The 22,742-nt window shown below is 55.7% G+C and carries 24 protein-coding genes; 15 read left to right on the forward strand and 9 right to left on the reverse strand.

Annotated elements, in window-relative coordinates; all coding sequences use genetic code 11:
- Positions 1-74: 74 nt before the first annotated feature.
- Positions 75-443 carry a multidrug/spermidine efflux SMR transporter subunit MdtJ gene (gene mdtJ, locus NYE85_RS14790; RefSeq protein WP_259005504.1) on the forward strand — a complete coding sequence of 123 codons (369 nt, stop codon included), beginning with the start codon at positions 75-77 and terminating at the stop codon, positions 441-443.
- The gene (mdtI, locus tag NYE85_RS14795) at positions 430-759 is read left to right on the forward strand and encodes a multidrug/spermidine efflux SMR transporter subunit MdtI (RefSeq protein WP_259005505.1); all 330 of its coding nucleotides are present in this window, start codon (positions 430-432) and stop codon (positions 757-759) included. Before mdtJ ends, mdtI begins: the two co-directional genes overlap by 14 nt.
- Before the next feature lie 59 nt (positions 760-818).
- Here the strand turns inward: mdtI and NYE85_RS14800 are convergent, their stop codons facing one another.
- Positions 819-1,163, reverse strand: a complete 345-nt coding sequence (locus NYE85_RS14800; protein ID WP_259005506.1) for a RidA family protein — start codon at positions 1,161-1,163, stop codon at positions 819-821.
- 123 nt (positions 1,164-1,286) lie between these two features.
- Here NYE85_RS14800 and NYE85_RS14805 point away from each other — a divergent pair, with 123 nt between their 5' ends.
- The 5 genes from NYE85_RS14805 to rnd all read left to right on the forward strand — a co-directional run bounded on the left by NYE85_RS14805 (position 1,287) and on the right by rnd (position 7,737).
- Positions 1,287-3,188, forward strand: coding sequence for an ATP-dependent DNA helicase (locus NYE85_RS14805; RefSeq protein WP_259005507.1), 1,902 nt, complete (start codon positions 1,287-1,289; stop codon positions 3,186-3,188).
- A 58-nt stretch (positions 3,189-3,246) separates the two neighbouring features.
- Complete coding sequence (gene tsaB, locus NYE85_RS14810) at positions 3,247-3,948, forward strand: tRNA (adenosine(37)-N6)-threonylcarbamoyltransferase complex dimerization subunit type 1 TsaB (RefSeq protein WP_259005509.1); 702 nt, start codon at positions 3,247-3,249, stop codon at positions 3,946-3,948.
- 99 nt (positions 3,949-4,047) lie between these two features.
- A complete protein-coding gene (locus NYE85_RS14815) occupies positions 4,048-4,638 on the forward strand; it encodes a Slp family lipoprotein (protein WP_259005510.1) in 591 nt (196 codons plus the stop codon).
- 207 nt (positions 4,639-4,845) lie between these two features.
- Positions 4,846-6,534 (forward strand): long-chain-fatty-acid--CoA ligase FadD, encoded by a 1,689-nt coding sequence (gene fadD / locus NYE85_RS14820; RefSeq protein ID WP_259005511.1) that lies wholly within the window; start codon positions 4,846-4,848, stop codon positions 6,532-6,534.
- 81 nt (positions 6,535-6,615) lie between these two features.
- Positions 6,616-7,737 (forward strand): ribonuclease D, encoded by a 1,122-nt coding sequence (gene rnd / locus NYE85_RS14825; RefSeq protein ID WP_259005512.1) that lies wholly within the window; start codon positions 6,616-6,618, stop codon positions 7,735-7,737.
- Positions 7,738-7,975: 238 nt separating this feature from the next.
- On the opposite strand, the gene minE is transcribed toward rnd, so the two are convergent.
- From minE to minC, 3 genes are read right to left on the reverse strand one after another with little or no spacing between them, the layout of a single operon-like run.
- The gene (minE, locus tag NYE85_RS14830; RefSeq protein WP_088499709.1) at positions 7,976-8,245 is read right to left on the reverse strand and encodes a cell division topological specificity factor MinE; all 270 of its coding nucleotides are present in this window, start codon (positions 8,243-8,245) and stop codon (positions 7,976-7,978) included.
- Positions 8,246-8,248: 3 nt separating this feature from the next.
- Positions 8,249-9,061, reverse strand: a complete 813-nt coding sequence (minD, locus tag NYE85_RS14835; protein WP_259005513.1) for a septum site-determining protein MinD — start codon at positions 9,059-9,061, stop codon at positions 8,249-8,251.
- Between the two features lie 25 nt (positions 9,062-9,086).
- Positions 9,087-9,782, reverse strand: a complete 696-nt coding sequence (minC, locus tag NYE85_RS14840) for a septum site-determining protein MinC (RefSeq protein WP_004962202.1) — start codon at positions 9,780-9,782, stop codon at positions 9,087-9,089.
- Positions 9,783-9,918: 136 nt separating this feature from the next.
- Between minC and NYE85_RS14845 the strand changes: the two genes are divergently transcribed.
- The 4 genes from NYE85_RS14845 to NYE85_RS14860 all read left to right on the forward strand — a co-directional run bounded on the left by NYE85_RS14845 (position 9,919) and on the right by NYE85_RS14860 (position 12,725).
- The gene (locus NYE85_RS14845) at positions 9,919-10,188 is read left to right on the forward strand and encodes a YcgL domain-containing protein (RefSeq protein WP_259005514.1); all 270 of its coding nucleotides are present in this window, start codon (positions 9,919-9,921) and stop codon (positions 10,186-10,188) included.
- Positions 10,189-10,269: 81 nt separating this feature from the next.
- On the forward strand, positions 10,270-11,370 hold the full coding sequence (locus tag NYE85_RS14850; RefSeq protein WP_259005515.1) for a lytic transglycosylase domain-containing protein: 1,101 nt from the start codon (positions 10,270-10,272) through the stop codon (positions 11,368-11,370).
- Positions 11,371-11,428: 58 nt separating this feature from the next.
- On the forward strand, positions 11,429-12,085 hold the full coding sequence (locus NYE85_RS14855; protein ID WP_259005516.1) for a fumarylacetoacetate hydrolase family protein: 657 nt from the start codon (positions 11,429-11,431) through the stop codon (positions 12,083-12,085).
- Positions 12,086-12,278: 193 nt separating this feature from the next.
- On the forward strand, positions 12,279-12,725 hold the full coding sequence (locus tag NYE85_RS14860; RefSeq protein ID WP_259005517.1) for a YcgN family cysteine cluster protein: 447 nt from the start codon (positions 12,279-12,281) through the stop codon (positions 12,723-12,725).
- Between the two features lie 276 nt (positions 12,726-13,001).
- Here the strand turns inward: NYE85_RS14860 and dsbB are convergent, their stop codons facing one another.
- Positions 13,002-13,532, reverse strand: a complete 531-nt coding sequence (gene dsbB / locus NYE85_RS14865) for a disulfide bond formation protein DsbB (protein WP_259005518.1) — start codon at positions 13,530-13,532, stop codon at positions 13,002-13,004.
- A 115-nt stretch (positions 13,533-13,647) separates the two neighbouring features.
- Positions 13,648-15,210: a sodium/proton antiporter NhaB gene (nhaB, locus tag NYE85_RS14870; RefSeq protein WP_259005519.1), complete on the reverse strand. Its 1,563-nt coding sequence runs from the start codon at positions 15,208-15,210 to the stop codon at positions 13,648-13,650.
- A gap of 241 nt (positions 15,211-15,451) precedes the next feature.
- Here nhaB and fadR point away from each other — a divergent pair, with 241 nt between their 5' ends.
- Positions 15,452-16,171 (forward strand): fatty acid metabolism transcriptional regulator FadR, encoded by a 720-nt coding sequence (gene fadR, locus NYE85_RS14875; protein ID WP_259005520.1) that lies wholly within the window; start codon positions 15,452-15,454, stop codon positions 16,169-16,171.
- A 214-nt stretch (positions 16,172-16,385) separates the two neighbouring features.
- Here the strand turns inward: fadR and NYE85_RS14880 are convergent, their stop codons facing one another.
- Positions 16,386-17,921, reverse strand: a complete 1,536-nt coding sequence (locus NYE85_RS14880; RefSeq protein WP_259005521.1) for a SpoVR family protein — start codon at positions 17,919-17,921, stop codon at positions 16,386-16,388.
- Between the two features lie 219 nt (positions 17,922-18,140).
- Here NYE85_RS14880 and NYE85_RS14885 point away from each other — a divergent pair, with 219 nt between their 5' ends.
- The 3 genes from NYE85_RS14885 to dadX all read left to right on the forward strand — a co-directional run bounded on the left by NYE85_RS14885 (position 18,141) and on the right by dadX (position 20,885).
- Positions 18,141-18,365 carry a hypothetical protein gene (locus NYE85_RS14885; protein ID WP_259005522.1) on the forward strand — a complete coding sequence of 75 codons (225 nt, stop codon included), beginning with the start codon at positions 18,141-18,143 and terminating at the stop codon, positions 18,363-18,365.
- Between the two features lie 82 nt (positions 18,366-18,447).
- Entirely contained in the window at positions 18,448-19,752 is a 1,305-nt protein-coding gene (locus NYE85_RS14890; RefSeq protein WP_259005523.1) for a D-amino acid dehydrogenase, read from the forward strand.
- Positions 19,753-19,814: 62 nt separating this feature from the next.
- Entirely contained in the window at positions 19,815-20,885 is a 1,071-nt protein-coding gene (dadX, locus tag NYE85_RS14895; protein ID WP_259005524.1) for a catabolic alanine racemase DadX, read from the forward strand.
- Here the strand turns inward: dadX and NYE85_RS14900 are convergent.
- Positions 20,882-22,075, reverse strand: coding sequence for a multidrug effflux MFS transporter (locus tag NYE85_RS14900; RefSeq protein ID WP_259005525.1), 1,194 nt, complete (start codon positions 22,073-22,075; stop codon positions 20,882-20,884). The two genes, dadX and NYE85_RS14900, sit on opposite strands and share 4 nt — an antisense overlap.
- A 96-nt stretch (positions 22,076-22,171) precedes the next feature.
- Positions 22,172-22,741, reverse strand: a complete 570-nt coding sequence (locus NYE85_RS14905) for a 3'-5' exonuclease (protein ID WP_259005526.1) — start codon at positions 22,739-22,741, stop codon at positions 22,172-22,174.
- Position 22,742: the final 1 nt, after the last annotated feature.

The raw sequence follows: 22,742 nt of genomic DNA on the forward strand, positions 1-22,742 counted from the left end.
TTGTGCTGCTTGGACGAGATAAATCGGGATAAATACGCCTTTGCGTGCGTTATTCGCCGTTTGGGAGGTTTTTTATGATTTATTGGATTTTTTTAGGCATGGCCATCATGGCTGAAATCATTGGTACGCTGTCGATGAAATATGCCAGCGTCACCGACAGCATCACCGGCCACCTGGTGATGTATGTGATGATCACCACCTCATATGTGCTGCTGTCATTAGCCATCAAGCGGGTGGCGCTGGGCGTGGCCTATGCGCTGTGGGAAGGCATTGGCATCCTGTTTATTACTTTGTTCAGCGTTATGTGGTTCGATGAACCGATTTCTGCACTGAAGGTGGCAGGGCTGGCAATACTGATCGTCGGCATCTTGCTGGTAAAGTCAGGTACCCGCAAGACACCTGACTCGGCGAACGCGCGGGGTGACAATCATGCAACAGCTTGAGTGGTATCACATCGGATTTCTGGCGCTGGCCATCGTGCTGGAAATTGTCGCCAATATCTTCCTGAAAATGTCTGACGGTTTTCGTAAAATCTGGCTGGGACTGCTGTCATTGCTGTCGGTGTTAGGGGCATTTAGCGCGTTGGCGCAGGCGGTAAAAGGTATCGATCTGTCGGTGGCCTATGCGCTGTGGGGTGGCTTCGGTATCGCCGCGACGATCGCCGCCGGCTGGATCCTGTTTGGCCAGCGGCTGAATGCCAGGGGCTGGTTTGGCCTGGCGCTGTTGCTGACCGGCATGGTGATTATCAAACTGGCATGATAAAGCGCCGCCAGGGCGCTGTAATGTGACCGCGGACGGGGGATGCCGTCCGTGGTTTTTTATTGGGCCGCAATGATTTTGATTTCAACCTTGTACTTCGGGTTCATCAATTTGGCTTGCACCGTGCAGCGAACCGGAGCGCTGCCGGGAACCACCCAGGCATCCCATGCGGTGTTCATGGCGGCGAAGTCGGCGCTGTCAGCCAGGAAAATGGTGGCGTCGAGAATGCGACCTTTATCGGAACCAACGCGAGCCAGCAGCACGTCTATGGCTGCCAGCGCATTGGCGGTCTGCGCCGTGGCGTCGTCGTCCAGATTTTCCGGTACGCTGGTGTAGTAGATGGTACCGTTGTGGATGACCGCTTCCGACCAGCGCTGTTCAGGATCAATTCGTTCAATATTCATTCAGTTATCTCCATATCATCATCGCGTCTAGGGTAACACAGCGCAGCGTGGGTTGCTGCACCCTGCACGACGGCGCCGAATGTGTATATAATCACAGTTGAATTTTCCCGGTAGAGAGATAGCGTGGCAGACGATTTCGCAACAGACGGCGCCCTGGCGCAGGCAATCAGCGGCTTTAAACCGCGTGAAGCGCAGCGGTTGATGGCCGAAGCGGTTACCGAAGCGATTAATTTCAAACAGGAGCTGGTGGTGGAGGCGGGCACCGGCACTGGCAAAACCTTCGCGTATCTGGCACCGGCGCTGCGCGCCAAGCGCAAAGTGATCATTTCTACCGGTTCCAAAGCGTTACAGGATCAGCTGTATGCGCGTGATTTGCCAACCATGGCCAAGGCGCTGAAATTCAAAGGCAAACTGGCTCTGTTGAAAGGGCGTTCCAACTATTTGTGCCTGGAGCGGCTGGAACAGCAGTCGATGGCTGGCGGAGAGCTGGCCGGCCAGACGCTGATTGACCTGGTACGCTTGCGCGGCTGGTCTTCGCAAACGGTAGAAGGCGATATCAGCACCTGCAGCGACGTGGCGGAAGACAGTTTCGTCTGGCCGTTGGTGACCAGCACCAATGACAACTGCCTGGGCAGCGACTGCCCGCTGTACAAAGACTGCTTCGTGGTCAAGGCGCGTCGCCGGGCGATGGATGCCGACGTGGTGGTGGTCAACCATCATCTCTTTCTGGCCGATATGGTCGTCAAGGAAAGCGGCTTTGCCGAACTGATCCCCGAAGCGGATGTGATGATTTTCGATGAGGCCCATCAGATCCCGGACATCGCCAGCCAGTATTTCGGCAAGCAGCTCACCAGTCGTCAGTTAATGGATTTAGCCAAAGACATCACTATTGCCTATCGTACCGAGGTGCGCGATTCGGCCCAGTTGCAAAAAAGCGCCGACCGCCTGAACCAGAGCACGCAGGACTTCCGGTTGGCGCTGGGAGAACCGGGGTTTCGCGGCAATCTGCGTGAGGTATTGAACCAGCCCAACGTGCAGCGCGCCTTGGTACTGCTCGATGACGCGCTGGAGCTGTGCTATGACGTGGTCAAACTGTCCCTCGGCCGCTCGGCGCTGCTGGACGCGGCGTTCGAACGCGCCACCCAATACCGGGCTCGCCTCAAGCGCTTGAAAAATATCGACGAGCCGGGCTTCAGTTATTGGTATGAATGTAATTCGCGTCATTTTGTTTTGGCATTGACGCCGCTGACGGTCGCCGAACGCTTTCGCGAATTGCTGGACGACAAGCCGGGTACCTGGATTTTTACCTCGGCTACGCTGTCGGTAAACGAACAGATGAGCCACTTTACCGACAGGCTTGGCTTGAACAAGGCCAAAACGCTGCTGTTGCCCAGCCCGTTTGATTACGCCAATCAGGCGTTGCTGTGCGTGCCGCGCAATCTGCCTTCGCCCAATCAGCCCGGCGGGGCGCGCCAACTGGCGCGCATGTTGCGGCCGATGATTGAAGCCAACCAGGGCCGCTGTTTCTTTTTATGCACTTCGCACCAGATGATGCGCGAACTGGCCGAAGAGTTTCGCGCCACGCTGACGCTACCGGTATTGCTGCAGGGTGAAACCAGCAAAGGTCAGTTACTGGCGCAGTTTGTCGAGGCCGGCAATGCGCTATTGGTGGCGACCAGCAGTTTCTGGGAAGGGGTCGACGTGCGCGGTGATGCGCTGTCGTGCGTTATTATCGATAAACTGCCGTTCACCTCGCCGGACGACCCATTGCTGAAGGCGCGTATCGAAGATTGTCGTCTGCGCGGCGGCGATCCGTTCAATGACGTGCAGTTGCCGGATGCGGTGATTACCCTCAAGCAGGGCGTCGGCCGTTTGATCCGCGACACCGACGATCGCGGCGTGTTGGTAATTTGCGACAACCGCCTGGTAATGCGCCCCTACGGCGAAGTGTTCCTTAACAGCCTGCCGCCAACGCCGCGCACCCGCGATCTGACGCAGGCTATCGCCTTCCTCAAGGCGCAATAGTCGTGACTTTTGTGCTGTGCTACAATGCGCGCCCTGTTTTCTCCCGCCCGAGGTTGGCATGTCCCCGCGAATTTTAGCGATTGATACGGCGACGGAAGCCTGTTCCGTCGCCCTGTGGAATCAAGGCGAAACCCACGCCTTGTTCGAACTCTGCCCACGCGAGCATACGCAACGCATATTACCGCTGGTACAACAGATATTGGCGCAATCCGGTTTGGCGCTGTCCCAGCTTGATGCGCTGGCCTTTGGCCGTGGTCCTGGCAGCTTCACCGGTGTACGTATCGGCATTGGTATCGCGCAAGGGCTGGCATTGGGCGCCGATCTGCCGATGCTCGGTATCTCGACCCTGCAAACCATGGCGCAGGGCGCCTGGCGCATGACCGGCGCCCTGCGCGTGCTGGCGGCGATTGATGCTCGGATGGGCGAGGTATATTGGGGCGGTTTTGAACGCCAACCCGACGGTAGCTGGCATGAAAGCGAACCCGAAGCGGTGCTGTCGCCGCAGCAGGTGCTGGAACGTGCGCAACGGCTGCAAGGTGAGTGGGCGCATGTCGGCACCGGCTGGCAAACCTATCCCGATCTGCTGGCCGGCACGGCAGTTACGCTGCGCGACGGCCAAATGCTGTTGCCGCAGGCCGAGGACATGCTGCCGCTGGCGCTGCATGCCTGGCAGCAGGGTCTGGCGTGCAGCGTGGAAAACGCCGAGCCGACCTATTTGCGTAATGAAGTGACCTGGAAAAAACTACCGGGCCGTGAATAATTGCCTGTTATTGCGCCAACCTTGAATCAAGGATGAAATTGTCTGCAACTTGCTGCCAAAAGCGCAGTCGAAGTTACAGAAATTTCAGGAGATTGCCACATGATAATCCGTACTGCTACCAATAAACTGTCGCTGCTGGCTATGGCTTGCGGCGCGCTGTTGTTATCCGGCTGTGTAACGGTTCCGGATGCGATCAAGGGAAGCTCGCCGACCCCGGTGGTCGATCTTGCGTCGGTGCAAAACGCACCGAGCCTGTTTACCGGTGCCGAGGCGCGCTTTGGCGGCAATGTCATCAGCGTGCACAACGAACAGGGCAAAACGGTGCTGGAGATTGCGGCGGTCCCCCTGGACAGCGGCGCCCGGCCAACGCTGGGCGAACCTTCGCAGGGGCGGCTGCTGGCAACGGTGAACGGTTTCCTGGAGCCGACGGACTTCAAAGGGCAACTGGTCACCGTGGTTGGGCCGATAACCGGTGTGCGCCCCGGCAAAATTGGCGCCACGCCGTATAAGTTCATCACCATGAATGCTACCGGTTACAAGCGCTGGCACCTGACGCAGCAGATCGTCATGCCGCCGGCACCGATGGGGCCATGGGGATGGCGTAGCGGGCCATGGGGGCCGGGTTGGGGCGCAGGCTATGGCTGGTATAATCCAGGGCCAGCACAGGTGCAGACTATCGTTACCGAGTAAGTTACGCGAAGATTTTATTGTGAAAAGGGCGGCTTAGATGCCGCCCTTTTCTTTGGGCGCAAGGATCCGCCGGCAATTAGTGACCTACATCGCAACCTGAATATTGTTTAAAACGCAAACTGGTACGCTGAGTTAAAATATTGTTAAAGTTCGGCTGCGTGTTTGGGGGCTGCGATGATAATTAGTAATGATTTCAGGAGTAATACCTTGGATAAGGTCTGGTTAAAACGTTACCCGGCAGATGTTCCGGCAGAAATCGACGCCGATCGCCATTCCTCTTTGGTTGAAATGTTCGAAAGCGCGGCGCTGCGCTACGCGGACCAGCCAGCCTTTATCAACATGGGCGAGGTCATGACCTTCCGCAAGCTGGAAGAGCGCAGCCGAGCGTTCGCCGCCTATTTGCAAAATGAACTCGGTTTGCAGAAGGGCGACCGCGTGGCGTTGATGATGCCCAACCTGTTGCAATACCCGATTGCGCTGTTTGGCGTCTTGCGCGCCGGCATGGTGGTGGTCAACGTCAACCCGCTTTATACGCCGCGCGAGTTGGAACACCAGTTGAACGACAGCGGGGCGGTGGCGATCGTCATCGTGTCCAACTTTGCCCATACGCTGGAAAAAGTGGTGTTCAAAACCCAGATCAAGCACGTAATCCTGACGCGAATGGGCGATCAGCTTTCCGCCGCCAAAGGTACGCTGGTCAACTTTGTGGTGAAGTACATCAAACGACTGGTACCCAAGTATCATCTGCCGGATGCCATTTCGTTTCGCGCTGCGCTACAACGTGGCCGCCGGCTGCAATATGTAAAACCGGACATCATTAATTCCGATCTGGCGTTCTTGCAATACACCGGCGGCACCACCGGCGTTGCCAAGGGCGCGATGCTGACCCATCGCAACATGCAGGCCAATCTGGAACAGGCCAAGGCGGCCTATGCGCCCCTGTTCCGTGACGGCCAGGAGTTGGTAGTCACGGCGTTGCCGCTGTATCACATTTTTGCCCTGACGGTGAACTGCCTGTTATTCATCGATCTGGGCGGCCGCAATCTGCTTATCACCAACCCGCGCGATATTCCCGGCCTGGTAAAAGAGCTGGCTAAATACCCGTTTACCGCGATGAGTGGGGTAAATACCTTGTTTAATGCGCTGCTGAATAACGACGATTTCCACCAACTGGATTTCTCGACCCTGCGTTTCTCGGTCGGTGGTGGCATGTCGGTGCAGAAATCGGTGGCAGACAAGTGGGAAAAAACCACCGGCAAACATTTGCTGGAAGGCTATGGCCTGACCGAGTGCGCGCCACTGGTGGCCGGTAACCCCTACGATCTGAAACATTACAGCGGCAGCATCGGCTTGCCGGTGCCGTCGACCGACGTGCGCCTGGTGGATGACCACGGCAATGATGTTGCACCGGGCGAACCGGGTGAACTGTGGGTCAAAGGGCCGCAAGTTATGTTAGGCTATTGGCAGCGTCCGGAAGCAACGGATGAAGTGCTGAAGGACGGCTGGCTGGCGACTGGCGATATCGTTACGGTCGATAATGACGGGTTTATCCGTATTGTCGATCGCAAGAAAGACATGATCCTGGTGTCAGGTTTCAACGTATATCCGAACGAAATCGAAGAGGTAGTCAGCCAGCATGCCAAAGTGCTGGAGTGCGCGGCGATTGGCGTGCCGAGCGAGGTTTCCGGTGAGGCGGTGAAGGTATGCGTAGTGAAGAAGGACGCCTCACTGACCGCAGATGAACTGCTGACGCATTGCCGTCGGCACCTGACCGGGTATAAAGTGCCTAAAATTGTTGAGTTCCGCGACGAATTGCCAAAGTCCAACGTTGGCAAAATCTTGCGGCGAGAACTGCGCGACGAGCAGACCAAGCCAAAGGCCGCTGACGCCGCCTGACGCTTTGCTGGTCCCTTTGCATCAACAACGCCGGTGAATGCCGGCGTTGTTGTGTCTGAACCGAAATAAGAGAATGATGTTTTGAATTATACGTTGATCACTACCGACGCCGGATTGCAGCAGGTCTGCGAACAGGCAAGAAAACATGCGCAGATTGCGCTCGACACCGAATTTGTCAGAACGCGTACCTACTACCCGCAGTTAGGCCTGATCCAGTTATACGATGGTGAACAACTCTCCCTGATCGATCCACTGCCAATCAAACAATGGCAGCCGTTTGTCGATCTGCTGGCCGACAGTGCAGTGGTCAAGTACCTGCACGCCGGCAGTGAAGATCTGGAGGTGTTTTTGAACGCCTTCAATACCTTGCCTACCCCGCTGGTCGATACGCAGATCCTGGCCGCCTTTACCGGCAAGCCACTGTCGTGCGGTTTTGCCACTCTGGTGGCGCAATACATGCAGGTCGAGCTGGATAAAAGCGAATCGCGTACCGACTGGCTGGCGCGCCCATTGACCGAACGGCAGTGCGTGTACGCCGCCGCCGACGTGTTTTATCTGTTGCCGATGGCCAGGCAGTTGGTGCAGGAAACCGAACAGGCCGGCTGGACCGCCGCCGCAAGCAGCGAATGCCTGCTGTTATGCCAGCGCCGCAGCGAAACGCTGGCGCCGGAACTGGCCTACCGCGAAATTACCAATGCCTGGCAGCTGCGTGCGCGTCAGTTGGGCTGTCTGCAAAAACTGGCAGAGTGGCGGTTGCGGCAGGCACGCGAACGCGATCTGGCGGTTAATTTTGTGGTGCGCGAGGAAAATCTGTGGGCGGTGGCGCGTCATATGCCGGGATCGCTGGGTGAGCTGGATGCGCTCGGCCTGAGTGGCCCGGAAATTCGCTATCACGGCAAGACCCTGCTGGCGCTGGTCGAGGAAGCCAACCAGATGGACGAAAGCGCATTGCCGCCACCGGTCGTTAGCCTGATCGAGCAGCCTGGCTACAAGAAAGTATTCAAGGACATCAAGGCGGCGATCGTTGCCGTCAGCGAACAAAGCGGCCTCAGCAGCGAGCTGTTGGCATCGCGACGCCAGATAAACCAGTTGCTCAATTGGCATTGGAAATTGAAAACCGGCGACGGTCTACCGGAATTAATCAGCGGTTGGCGTGCGGAATTATTAGCCGAACCTTTGCAGGCTATTCTGAAGAATTATTAATTAAACGATAAAACTAACGGGGCAGGGGAAACAGTCTTTGCTCCGTACATTTGCTGCTGGATTATCTGGCGGGATATTTTTGGACCATTTTCAACTTTAAAGAAAGTTGGCGCGAAATTAACTGGGATTAATCTCAAACAATAAACGCGTGGGAATTACTGTCAAAATACGATTTATCTGGATGCATATACAGTTACCCCCTGCAAAAAATATACAGGGGGTAATTAATGCGTCGCAATCATTTAGCTGCTTCTTCCGATTCCGGCAACGTCACGTTAAGTTCAAGTACCGAAATATCGTCCCCTTTCTGCTCAAACTGAACGTGGAGCATTTCAGGGTCGATCTGAATGTATTTGCAGATTACCGCCAGAATGTCGCGTTTTAAATCAGGCAGATACGGGGGCTCACTGTCCCCGCGACGACGTTCTGCAACGATAATCTGCAGCCGTTCCTTGGCTACACTGGCTGTCGATTTTTTGCGGGACAGAAAAAAGTCTAACAAAGCCATGGTTTATCCCCCAAAAAGGCGTTTCAGGAAGCCCTTCTTCTCTTCTTCGATGAAGCGGAATGGGCGTTCTTCTCCTAACAAGCGGTTAACGGTGTCGTCGTAGGCCTTGCCGGCGTCAGACTCGTGGTCCAGGATAACGGGTTCGCCCTGGTTGGAGGCGCGCAGTACCGATTGATCTTCCGGTATCACACCGACCAGTGGAATGCGCAGGATTTCCAGCACGTCCTCCATGCTCAGCATATCGCCACGGCTAACGCGACCCGGATTGTAACGGGTGAGCAGCAGGTGTTCCTTGATGGCTTCCTTCCCCTGTTCCGCGCGGCGCGATTTTGACGACAGGATGCCCAGAATGCGGTCCGAGTCGCGTACTGACGACACTTCCGGGTTGGTGGTGATAATGGCTTCATCGGCAAAGTAGAGCGCCATCAGCGCGCCGGTTTCGATACCTGCCGGTGAGTCGCAGACCACGAAATCGAAATCCATTTCACCCAGTTCGTTGAGCACTTTCTCAACGCCGTCACGGGTCAGCGCGTCTTTGTCGCGCGTTTGTGACGCGGGCAGAATGAACAGGTTTTCGGTGCGTTTATCCTTGATTAACGCCTGGTTCAGCGTGGCATCACCCTGGATCACGTTAACGAAATCGTAAACCACGCGGCGTTCGCAGCCCATAATGAGGTCAAGGTTACGCAGGCCGATGTCGAAATCGATAACCACGGTTTTCTTGCCTTTTTGGGCCAAGCCGGTCGCAATGGCCGCGCTCGAAGTGGTCTTGCCAACGCCCCCTTTACCCGATGTAACAACAATAATGCGTGCCATGAAATGGATTCCTTGTCAAAAGGGCTTAATTTAAAGGTTGTATGGTTAAAGCGTTATCCAACAGGCTGAGTCGCACTGCCTGCCCGGAATACTCGGACGGGATTTGGTCGCTCAACCAGTACTGCCCTGCGATAGAGACTAGCTCAGCGCCCAGGTGCGTGCAAAAAATCTGACATTGCGTATCACCTGAAGCGCCCGCCAGCGCACGACCGCGCATCGAACCGTAGATATGAATGTTGCCGTCGGCAATCAATTCGGCACCGGCACTGACGCTGCTGGTCACGATTAAATCGCAGTTGCGGGCATAAATTTGTTGGCCGGAGCGGACAGGCGTGCTGATGGTGCGCGTTTTTGCCGGGGCATTTTCCGCTACCGGCGCTACGGCCGGCGGTGCGTCAACGGCCACTTTCTGGCCTTTACCCTCGCTCATCAACGGCAAGCCGGCGCGGGCAATGGCCCGTTTTTGCCGCTCATCCTTGCAACCGCTGATGCCCACCACGCGCAAGCCGGCAGCCGTAACGGCCTGTTGGAGTTCTTTCCAGTTCGCATCGCCGTTAAGCGTAGCAACGTTGATAACAACAGGGGCGTTTTTGAGAAAAGCGGGCGCTTGCTCGACTTTTTCCTGTAACGCCTGGCGAATTACCTCGGGTTGCGAATTATGCAAATGAACAACCGATAGGGTAAAACTGCTGCCTTTTAGCTCAATTGGCGATTGTGACATCTATCCTGACTCAGTCTCAGCAACTTTAAATCCCCGGAATACCACTCGGGGTGCGATATTCCGATGTACTAGAAGCATGTTATAGTCAGAGTTATATCCAGGCAAGATACTGTCCCAATTAAATAGAGTTAAAAAAATGCTTTGTGTGATCTATAGAAGCCCAAAACGTGACCAAACTTATCTTTATGTCGAAAAAAAAGACGATTTTTCTCGCGTGCCGGAAGATTTGCTGAAAAGTTTCGGTACGCCGCAATTTGCCATGATGCTTAATCTTGAAGGGCGCAAAAGATTAGCCAATGCGGATATTGAAAAAGTGAAAGAGGCCTTGCAGCAAGAAGGGTTTTATCTGCAATTCCCGCCGCCGGTAGAAAATTTATTAAACCAGCATCTGACCGGTGGGGAGTAATATTCGTCGGTTGTCTGCCCCGGCCGGGCGACGATGGCCTACAGGTGACGCTCCCGGTCTGCTTTGAGAAGGAACATTGCGATGAAATTGTCAGCTTCCGCCCTGATGATCACCACCCTGATACTGGCAGGCTGTGCCAGCAAGGACAATATCGCGGCGTCTGCGCCGGCAGCGGCGCCGGTGCCGATTGCTCATGCAGCGCCGACCTCAACGGGCGGTATGCTGAAGCCAGCGACCACTCCGGCGGAAACTACGCTGGCGGAGACAGGGCGCGATCCGGCCGAGTTTCCAGCCTATGTCGAGTCGCTGAAGCGCCAGGCATTGGCTCAGGGCATCGATCGGCAAACCGTCGACAGCGCGTTCGCCAATGTGCATTTCGTTGATCGGGTGATCAAGGCGGATCGCAACCAGCTCGAGAAAAAAATAACGCTGGATGTTTATCTGCAACGCGTATTGTCGCCAACGAAAATTCAGCAGGGGCGGCAGTTGCTGCGACAGTACCAACCGCAGTTGGCGCGAGCGACCGCGCGTTACGGCGTACCGGAGCGGTATATCGTGGCACTATGGGCGATGGAAAGCCATTACGGCAAAATACAGGGCAAGGAAGACGTGGTGTCGGCATTGTCGACGCTGGCCTTTGAAGGGCGGCGAGAAGCCTTCTTTAATAAACAGCTGATGGCGGCATTGCAGATCCTTCAGCAGGGGCATGTTCCTGCCGAGCAGTTGACCGGATCCTGGGCCGGAGCCATGGGCCAATGCCAATTTATGCCCAGCTCGTTTCTGACCTACGGTGCTGACGGCGATGGCGATGGGCGTATCGATATCTGGCATAACCTTGATGATGTCTTTGCTTCTACCGCCAACTATCTGGCAACCGAAGGTTGGCAGCCAGGGTTTGGCTGGGGGCGTGAAGTGACGCTACCGTCGGGCTTTGACAGCGGCAATCTGGGGCTGAAAAACGGCCAGGCGCGCAGCGTCAACCATTGGGCGGCGATGGGCATCCGGCAGGCGGATGGTTCAGCACTGCCGAGCGCTACTCTGCGCAGCTGGATCATTACACCGGATGATGCGCAGGGGCGCGCCTTCATGGTTTATGATAATTTCCGTACTATTATGCATTGGAATCGTTCATATTATTTTGCCATCAGCGTGGGCATGATGGCCGACGCTGTCGGACAATAATTCAGCTTATCAGGCCTTGGCCGCCAGATTGCCGGGGCACTTTTGTCAGGAGTCAGGTATGTATCAGCACAGAGACTGGCAGGGCGCGTTACTCGATTTCCCGGTCAACAAAGTGGTCTGCGTGGGCAGCAACTATGCCGATCACATCAAAGAAATGGGCAGTGCCAAATCGGCAGAGCCGGTGATTTTCATCAAGCCGGAAACCGCGCTATGCGATATGCGCCAACCGATAGCCATCCCGAAGGATCTGGGCGCCGTACACCATGAAGTGGAACTGGCGGTACTGATCGGTACGCCGCTCAAACAGGCCAACGAAGACCGCGTGGCCCGGGCCATTGCCGGCTACGGCGTGGCGCTGGATCTGACGCTGCGCGATTTGCAGGCCGGTTTTAAAAAGGCCGGGCAGCCGTGGGAAAAGGCCAAGGGCTTTGACGGTTCCTGTCCGATTTCGGGCTTTATTCCGGTGGCCGAGTTTGGCGACCCGCAGAATGCCGAACTGAAGCTGGTGGTGAACGATGTCGTGCGCCAGCAGGGTAATACCCGCGATATGATTACGCCGATCTTGCCGTTGATCGCCTATATGAGCCGTTTCTTCACCCTGCGTGCTGGCGATATCGTTCTGACCGGCACCCCGCAAGGCGTGGGTCCGATGACTTCCGGCGACATGCTCAACGTGTCCCTGAACGGTAAAACGCTCAACACCCGCGTCATTTAATCGCCGATGCCGCCGTGGCGGCATTATGCGTTCAGCGCTGGTCGTTTCTGGCGGCGATTGACGCGCGAGCCCACCCGCTTCATCACCCTGGACTAATCAGGGGATGATGCCATCGGCATTTGCACGTATAATAACGTCTACACACGCCGCCTGTTCTCAGGCAGAAGTTCAATTACCTATACCGGACGTCAACATGTCACAACTCCCTTTTTGGCAAACCAAAACGCTGGCTGAAATGTCAGAAAAAGAATGGGAATCGCTGTGCGACGGTTGTGGGCAATGCTGTTTGAATAAGCTGATCGACGAAGATACCGACGAAATTTATTTTACCAATGTCGCCTGCAACCAACTGAACATCAAATCTTGCCAGTGTCGCAACTACGAACGCCGTTTCGAGCTGGAAGAAGACTGCATCAAACTGACACGCGATAATCTGGTCACCTTTGACTGGCTACCGCCGACCTGCGCCTACCGCCTGATCGGTGAAGGTAAGCCGTTGTTCCCGTGGCATCCGCTGATCAGCGGTTCCAAGGCGGCAATGCATGGCGAACGTATTACGGTACGCCATATTGCGGTGCGCGAAAGCGAAGTGGTGGACTGGCAGGATCACATTCTCAACAAGCCTAGCTGGGCGCGTTGAGCGACGTTGGCGACAACCTAACTTAAGGTTATGTAAATTAAGCCTCTACGATACGCCGCAGGCTTCATATTTTCGGTAATGTCCGGTAGTTTGGCGGCACCCTAAGCTCGCTTTTGAGTAAAAAACATGAAGATGGTGCGGCTATTTGCCATTGCCGGAGCACTGATCGTGCTGGTTTATTACCTTACCCACTCCTGACGCGTTGTTATGTATAAAACAGCGGGTCATTACCAACAAAAAAGGCGCCAAACTGGCGCCTTTTTTATCGCGATGCGGTTAGCGGCCGAACAGATCACGGCGGCGTGGGCGAACAAACTGGGCGATCAGCACAATGACGGCGATCGCCAGATAGGCAGCGAAAATGCCGACCAGCCACTGCGGCATCTCCAGGCTCAGAAACTGCCACTGACGTACCGAACAGTCACCCGACGCGTGGAATACCGCCGGCAACCATTTGTCCAGCGGCAGCCATGAAGGGAAGCTGACAAAGAAATCACAGGTATTGAACGGCGACGGATGCAACTGGATCATGGTGTGTTTCCAGGCCAGCTGCACGCCTTCCCAGGCGCTGTAAATCCACAGCAGGATGGCGGCGTAGCGCAGCGGCGTCTTCGGCGCAATAGCGCCAAGCAGTGAAGCACCAAGAATGCCAAACAGCGCGCAACGTTCATAGATGCACATGACACAAGGTTGCAATAGCATCACATGCTGAAAATAGAGCGCAACCAGCTCAAGCACCAGCGCCGTCAGCGCCATCAGTAGCCAGGCACCGCGCCCCTGCGAGCAACGGTTAAAAAATTGCAACATATCTTTATTCTTCCATGCAGTAAGCAGTTGAACCGGCAGTGTAAACCAATTAAAACCTGCTGCCAGTATCTGGTGAGTAAATCAGTGCAAAATAAATCACTGCCATAATCGCCCGTCAGTCAAGATGAACGGGGGGTGTGAGCCAGTGCCATTGGGTTAACAGGTCGGTCATCGGTGCCAGGGTATATTCAACGCACAGCAGGCCGATAACGGTCAGTACCAGCGTATAGGGCAGCGCCATCCATACCATGCGGCCATAAGACAGGCGCACCAGCGGCGCCAAGGCCGAGGTCAACAGGAACAGGAACGCCGCCTGGCCATTCGGCGTGGCGACCGAGGGCAGGTTGGTACCGGTGTTGATCGCCACCGCCAGCATTTCAAACTGCTTGAGAGAAATGGCGCCGCTGGTCAGGGCGGTACGGGCTTCGTTGATGTACACGGTGCCGACAAAAACATTATCGGAAACCGAAGACAGCAAGCCATTGAACAGGTAGAACAACACCAGCTGCGCCGACGGTTCGGCCTGCAGCACGAAAGTGATCACCGGGGTGAACAGGTGCTGTTCTATAATAACCGCCACCACGGTGAAGAACACCGTCAGCAGGGCGGTAAACGGTAGCGCTTCCTGGAACGCCTTGCCGATGGCATGTTCGTCGGTCACGCCGCACAGGGAGGTGGCGAGAATAATCACCGACAGGCCGATCAGGCCAACTTCGGCCAGGTGCAGCGCCAGCGCCAGAACCAGCCATACGCCGATCAACGCCTGGATCACCAGTTTGACCTTGTCCTGACGGCTGCGTTTTTCTGTCGCTTTGATGTCATAGTCTTTCAGCACCTCACGCACGCGCTCCGGCAGCGCTGCGCCGTAGCCGAAGACGCCAAAGCGCTCAACCAGCAGACACACCAGCAAACCGCAAACGAAAACCGGTAGCGTAACCGGCGCCATGCGCAGGAAGAAATCACCAAAGGCCCAGCCGGCGCTCTTGGCGATGATCAGGTTTTGTGGTTCGCCCACCATGGTCATAACGCCGCCCAGCGCGGTTCCGACGCCGGCGTGCATCAGCAGGCTGCGCAGGAAGGCGCGGAACTGCTCCAGCGTTTGCTTGCGATCCTCGCCGTCAATATTGCTGTCGTCGCCAACGTCATGCTTGCCGTCGGGCTGGTTGGAGGCCACATTGTGATATATCGAGTAAAAGCCGGTGGCGACGCTGATCACCACCGCGACCACCGTCAGCGCATCCAGAAACGCGGAAAGCACTGCCGCTGCCAGGCAGAACGCCAGCGACAGGCGTATTTTCGAACGGATATTCAACAGCAGTTTGGTGAAGACGTACAACAGCAACTGCTTCATGAAATAAATGCCGGCGACCATAAAGATCAGCAGCAGCAGGACCTCCAGATTATTGGCGATCTCCTCGCCGACGTGAGCGGGACTGGTCATGCCGATGGCCACGGCTTCAATGGCCAGCAAGCCGCCGGGCTGCAGGGGATAACACTTGAGAGCCATTGCCAGAGTAAAGATGAACTCCACCACCAGCAGCCAGCCGGCAGCGAACGGGCTGACCAGGAAAAAGACCAGTGGATTGATCAATAAAAAGGCAATAATGGTCAGTTTGTACCAGTCGGGCGACTGGCCGAGAAAGTTTTTTATTAGCGCACTGCGCGTTGTCATGTCCATGCTGCTTCTACAACCCCTTACCAAATAGTAGTTACTACCCTACCAATGCCGCTTGCCGTGATGCAACCAAGACGCAAAATACCGACGAAAATCGGCACGCTTTGCTTTTTTTGCCTATTTTTTGCCAGGTTATGCACACTTTCGTTTATTGTTTTTCGCTCATGCTATGTCATGCCGGAGCGATCTGGTATGATCAGCAGACTACTAATTCTGATTATCGTCGCTACGGAACGTCAAAAACATGGTCATTAAGGCGCAGAGTCCTGCCGGTTTCGCGGAAGAATACATTATCGAAAGTATTTGGAATAATCGCTTCCCCCCTGGCTCTATTTTGCCCGCGGAGCGTGAGCTTTCAGAACTGATTGGGGTCACGCGCACCACGTTACGAGAGGTTTTGCAACGTTTGGCCCGTGACGGCTGGCTGACCATTCAGCATGGCAAACCGACCAAAGTGAACAACTTTTGGGAAACGTCCGGCCTTAATATTCTGGAAACGTTGGCGCGTCTCGATCATAACAGTGTGCCGCAGCTGATCGACAATCTGTTGTCGGTGCGCACCAACATTGCGTCGATCTTTATCCGCGCGGCGGTACGCAACCATCCGGAACAGGCGCAAGAAGTGCTGGCAAAAGCCAGCGAAGTGGAAGACCAGGCTGAAGCCTTCAACAAGCTGGATTACGAGATCTTCCGCGGGCTGGCATTTGTGTCGGGGAATCCCATTTACGGTTTGATTTTCAACGGCTTGAAAGGCCTATACACCCGCGTGGGGCGTTATTATTTCTCCAATCCGGAAGCGCGCAAGCTGGCGTTGAACTTTTACAGCAAGTTGTCGATGCTGTGCCACGAAAAGATGTACGATCAGGTGATGGAGACGGTGCGTAATTACGGCAAGGAAAGCGGTGCCATCTGGCACAGTATGCAGGGCACCATGCCAAGCGATCTGACGGAAGCACGCCGCTAGAACTGGATTGGCAATCGAAAGGGGCGCACTGGCGCCCCTTTGGTTGCTGACAAAGCAGCAAAAAGCGTGGTTTTTCCTGCTTTGTGGTGATCGGCCGAAATCAATAAATTGATTTCCTGATTTTTGACTTATTGACCTCTACTCGTTCTGTGCAGGAATGAGATTTGTCATCAGTCTGAGGGGCGCACCGGCGCCCCTTTTTTGTGGTGTTCAATTACAGCGTGTTGGGGCGAGGCGGGCAGCGCTCCAGCAACTCAATGCTGCCATCTTCGTTTTGCTGTTCCAGAATCACGTCGAATCCCCACAGGCGATGCAGATGCTTCATTACCTCGCGGCGGCTTTTGTCCAGAGGCGCACGCTCTTGTGGAACATAACGCATGGTCAATGAACGGTCACCGCGCAGGTCAACGTTCCAGATCTGGATGTTCGGTTCGTGATTGCTCAGATTGTACTGAGCTGATAATTCCTGGCGAATCGCCCGGTAGCCGGCCTCGTCATGGATCGCCGCGATCTCCAGATAATTGTTACGATCGTCATCCAGCACGGTGAACAGCCGGAAATCTCGCATCACCTTCGGCGACAGGAACTGGCTGATAAAGCTTTCATCCTTAAAGTCGCGCATGGCGAAATGCAAGGTGTCCAGCCAGTCTTTGCCGGCGATATCCGGGAACCAGTAGCGATCTTCCTCCGTCGGCGACTGGCAGATGCGTTTGATATCCTGGAACATGGCGAACCCGAGGGCATACGGGTTAATGCCATTGTAATAAGGGCTGTTGTACGGCGGTTGGTACACGACGTTGGTATGGCTGTGCAGGAACTCGAGCATAAAGCGATCGCTCACCCGGCCTTCGTCATACAGGTGGTTGAGAATGGTGTAGTGCCAGAAGGTCGCCCAGCCTTCGTTCATCACCTGTGTCTGTTTCTGCGGGTAGAAATACTGACTCACTTTGCGCACGATACGCAGCACTTCACGCTGCCAGGGTTCCAGCAGCGGCGCGTTCTTCTCCATAAAATAGAGAATGTTTTCCTGCGGTTCGGCGGGGTAGCGGTGAGCCTGCTCAGGCGCTTCTTCCCGTTCAACGCGCGGCAGGGTTTTCCACAGCGAATTGACCTGGCTTTGCAGGTATTCTTCCCGGCTTTTTTGCCGAGCCTTTTCCTCCTGCAATGAAATTTTCTGCGGGCGTTTATAGCGATCCACACCGTAATTCATCAATGCATGGCAGGAGTCGAGCAGTTTTTCCACTTCGACCACCCCGTAACGCTCTTCGCATTCGCTGATGTAGTGGCGGGCGAACAGCAGATAATCGACGATCGAACTGGCATCGGTCCAACTGCGGAACAGATAGTTGTTCTTGAAAAACGAATTATGCCCATAACAGGCATGCGCCATCACCAGCGCTTGCATGGTAATGGTATTTTCTTCCATCAGATAGGCAATGCAGGGATTGGAGTTGATAACGATTTCATAGGCCAGCCCTTGTTGCCCATGTTTGTAGCGCTGCTCGGTCTCGATGAATTTTTTGCCGAATGACCAATGGGTATAGTTGATCGGCATACCAACGCTGGAATAGGCATCCATCATCTGTTCGGAGGTAATCACTTCGATTTGATGCGGATAGGTGTCCAGTCGGTAATGCTTGGCTACGCGATCGATATGCTCCAGATATACTTGCAGCAACTCGAACGTCCAGTCCGGTCCATCGCTCAGACGTTTTTCATCCGTAATGTGATCATGTGTTGAAGTAGACATCAGCGCACCCCTCGTTATTAACGGATCCGGCTCATAGCGGCGACCCTGTAACAATCGTAGCTCAAAACCGGGCAGGGCGGATGGGTTATAAAGCCTAAAAATTCAACGCGCTGGCTTCTCGGTCGGCGTTGTCCGATTTGTGAGCGAATTTTTATGCTAATGCCGAGTCATCTCTCGGGCAAATGATATTGCGACAAGTGAGCAAGTTTGTGGTTTTTTATGCTGTTATTGGTGTGGGTGGTATTTTTATATTCTGTTAATGTGATGTTGCGCGTTAGGCCAATTTTCAGTGCTGTCAATGCTGTCATTGACGGCAAAAAAGGCGGTAATTGGCCGCCTATAGCGGCATTTACCGCAGGTTATCGCTATTTATCGCTGTCTATTGCAAAACAACTTCAGTTGAACGATAAATTAATTGTGAAATCAGTCACGTTTGATAATTAATTTGTTGGATGGTTTTTTCCTCTGAGTTAATTTCCTGTAAGCAGAAGATTATGCTTTATAAAACCTGGGGCCGGAGTCAACGATGCGAGTGTTAATTTTAGGTAGTGGAGTAGTCGGCGTAGCCAGTGCCTGGTATTTGGCGAAGGCCGGTCATGAGGTTACGGTGATCGACCGCCAATCGGGTCCGGCGATGGAAACCAGTGCCGCCAACGCCGGCCAGATCTCCCCCGGTTATGCCGCGCCCTGGGCAGCTCCCGGCGTGCCGTTGAAAGCGATTAAATGGATGTTCCAACGCCATGCGCCATTAGCGATTCGCCTGGACGGCAGCAGCTTCCAGCTCAACTGGATGTGGCAGATGCTGAAAAACTGCAATGTCTCCCATTACATGACCAACAAAGGTCGTATGGTGCGGTTGGCCGAATACAGCCGCGACTGCATTAAAGCACTGCGCCAGGAAACCGGCATTCAGTACGAGGGGCGCCAGGGTGGAACCTTGCAACTGTTCCGTACCCAGCAGCAATATGAAAATGCCGCAAAGGATATCGCGGTACTGGAAGATGCCGGTGTCCCGTATAAATTGCTCGACGCCAGTCAGTTGGCAAGCGCCGAACCGGCATTGGCCCAGGTTGCGCATAAACTGACCGGCGGTTTGCAACTGCCGAATGACGAAACCGGCGATTGTCAACTGTTTACCCAGCAATTGGCAGCGATGGCGCAACAGGCTGGCGTGACGTTCCTGTACAACCACAGCGTGGATCGCCTGTTGGTGGATGGTGACAAAATTAGTGGCGTGCAGTGCGGCGACCAGTTGCTGACCGCCGACAGCTATGTGGTTGCCTTCGGTTCCTATTCCACCGCGCTGCTGCACGGGCTGGTGTCGATACCGGTATACCCGCTGAAAGGCTATTCGCTGACCATTCCGATTACCGACGCGTCTGCGGCACCGTTTTCTACCGTGCTGGATGAAACCTACAAAATCGCCATTACCCGTTTCGATCAGCGTATCCGCGTTGGCGGCATGGCCGAGATCGTCGGGTTCAATACCGAGCTGGAACAAAAGCGCCGCGCAACGCTAGAGATGGTGGTGCGCGACCTGTATCCGAACGGTGGCAACGTCGAACAGGCAACCTTCTGGACCGGGTTGCGGCCGATGACACCGGACGGCACGCCGATAGTTGGCCGCACCTCGGTGAAAAACCTTTACCTGAATACCGGCCATGGCACGCTGGGTTGGACCATGGCCTGCGGTTCCGGCCAGTTGCTTGCCGATCTGATCTCCGGTACCACGCCGGCAATACCTTCCGATGATTTATCGGTGGCGCGTTATAGTACGGGGTTTCGCAACTCGCGTAGCGTGCCGTTGAAAGGCGTACACCCAGTACGTTAACCCTCGCCTTATTGCCGCTGGTAACCGCCAGCGGCCCATAAATCCAGTCCGAAGGAGAACCCATGCCCCGCCCGATTAGCGCCGCGCTGCATCTTGACGCTTTTGACAATAACCTGCAGGTGATCCGCCGTGTTGCGCCGACCGCCAAAATCTGGGCGGTAGTCAAGGCCAATGCCTATGGCCATGGGCTCAAACGCGTATGGCAAAGCCTGGCAAATACCGACGGTTTCGCCCTGCTGGACCTTGCCGAAGCGGTGATGTTACGTGAAGCTGGCTGGCAAGGGCCGATACTGTTGCTGGAAGGTTTTTTCCAGACGCAAGACCTGGCGCTGCTTGATCGTTACCGGCTGACGACCTCGGTGCACAGTGACTGGCAGTTGGCGGCCATTGCCGAGGCGCGACTGTCAGCACCGCTGGAGGTTTACCTAAAAATAAACAGCGGAATGAACCGTCTGGGATTTGCACCGGCGCGACTGCCGCAGATCTGGCAACAGACGCAACGGATCCGCAATATTGCTTCTACCACCTTGATGAGTCATTTCGCCACCGCCGACGGCCCGCAGGGCGTTACGCAACAGATGGCGACCCTCGACGCCGCTGCCGAAGCACTGCCATTACCGCGCTGCCTGGCCAATTCAGCCGCCACGCTGTGGCACCCGGCGACGCACGGTAGCTGGGTGCGGCCGGGTATCATTCTCTACGGCGCATCGCCGAGCGGTCAGTGGCATGATATCACCGATACCGGCCTTCAGCCGGCGATGTCGCTGCGCAGTGAAATCATCGCCGTGCAAACGCTTCAGCCCGGCGATCGCGTCGGCTATGGCTGGCGCTATGCCGCGTCTGCCGTACAGCGTATCGGCATCGTGGCCTGCGGTTATGCCGATGGCTATCCGCGCCATGCACCCAGCGGTACGCCGGTATGGGTGGATGGGGTACTGACGCACACCGTAGGGACGGTTTCCATGGATATGCTGGCGGTCGACTTGACGCCGTGCCCACAGGCGAATATCGGCACACCGGTGGAGTTATGGGGGCGTCATTTGCCAGTAGATGAGGTGGCCGCCGCAGCCGGTACTCTGGGGTACGAGCTGCTGACGGCATTGGCTCCGCGGGTACCAGTGGTGACCGGTTAACCGATCTTGTTCAACTGACCTTTAATCTGCTTGCTGCGCTGGCGCGCGTGCAATGCCAATACGCAACCTGCCAGCATTACCAGCGCCAGCGCCAGTTTGGGCTGCAACGGCAGTGCCATGGCCAACAAGCCCAGCGCGGCGCCGCCGGCCATCTGCACAAAGCCGACCAGCGCCGATGCGACGCCGGCCTCGTTGGAATACGGTTCCAGTGCATAACTGGTTGCCGGCCCCATCATGAAGGCCAAACCGGCACAGGCGCTGGCGACCGGCAACATATATACCAGCCAGTGAGTTTGTGCTGACGGCGTCAGCACCGCCACGCCGAACAGCAGACCGAGACAGCCAATCCCCATCAGCAGGCCGCCGGTTGCCAGGCAGAATGGGCGTCCGACCTTGCGAATCAGCCGGTTGGCGAAAAAACTCACCAGCATGATCCAGAAGCCGTTGGCGCCGAAGACCAGAGAAAACTGCAACGACGTCAGCCCGGCGCTACCCATCAGCACATTGGGAGCCAACGAAACGTAGGTCAGTGCCATACCCATTGCGCCGGAGTTCACCAGCGAAAACGACAGAAAGCGACGTTGGCGCAAAATACCGGCGTATTGGCGCAGCGGCAGACCTTTAACCGGCAGCGTATCGGCTGGGCGGGTTTCAGGCAGGCGCAGGGCGATCAGTATCAGAACCAGCAGTGCATAGCCGACCAGGAACCAGAACGGTGCGCGCCAGCCAAAGGCTTCCGCCAGCAGGCCGCCGAGCAATGGCGCTAGCGCCGGGATAATATTGAGCGTGCCGTTCAGAAAACCAAAGGCGCGGGCGGCATCGTCGCCGTTCATGCGATCTCGCACGCCACTGAATGCCACTACGGCGGTACAGCACACCGCGACGCCTTGCAACAGCCGCGAAGCGATAAACCAACCCGGGCTGCTTGCCAATGCCGCCATCGCTGCACCAATCATATAGATAACCACCCCGGCCAACGCGACCGGCTTACGGCCATAGTTATCCACCAGCGGCCCGGCGATGATCTGGCCCAGCCCCAGCACCAGGATAAACAGCGAAATCGTCGATTGGATCAGCGCCTCGCTGCTGTTCAGGCCGGCGGCAATGGCCGGAATGGTCGGCAGATAAAGATCGATGCCCAACGGGCCAAGTAACACCAGACTGAGAAGCAGTAACAGAAATTTTTGCATAACAAAAACAGCACATCCAAGTGACAAAGAGGGCTAGAGTAGTGGGTCTGGCGGCAAATGGAAAGTGCCAGCCAGCATGCGTCGCGCAATGGGGGATTATGGTGCCGGAATCGCTGGGCCTTGGCGGTAGTACAGAGCCGAAACCGTATCGGCGATGTAACGTGCCTGATGCTTGGCATCATCCAGCGCCCGGTGCGGGGTACCTTCAAACGGCCGCGTTTTTTTGGGGTTGAAACCGTGCAGTTCAGCTAATGTAATCACCGTGCGTACATCCTGGGTATTCCAGAATTTCCACGGGCAGGGCATCTCCAACTGCTGATAGGCGTGCTCAAGGATGGCACAGTCAAACTCTTTGCCGTTGCCCCAGACTTTGACGTCGTCGCTGCCGTTGATATGAATAAACCGACTGAAGCTGGTCAGCACGCGCTTGAGGCTGTCGCTGCCGCCAAACGCCAGTTTGCGTGCTTCATCCGCCTGTCTGGCCCACCAGGCGACGGTATCCAGACTGATGGTGCGTCCCGGCTGGGGCTTCTGACTGCTGACGGCGGTTTCGAACTCGGCACCCAACTGACCGGTACGCGGATCGAAGAATACCCCGGCCACCACCAGAATGACGGCGCTGGGTTTGATATCGAGCGTTTCAATATCCAACATCAAATGATGCATT

The sequence above is a fragment of the Serratia sp. AKBS12 genome, from assembly GCF_024793895.1.
In the GTDB taxonomy this organism is placed as follows: Bacteria; Pseudomonadota; Gammaproteobacteria; order Enterobacterales; family Enterobacteriaceae; genus Serratia_F.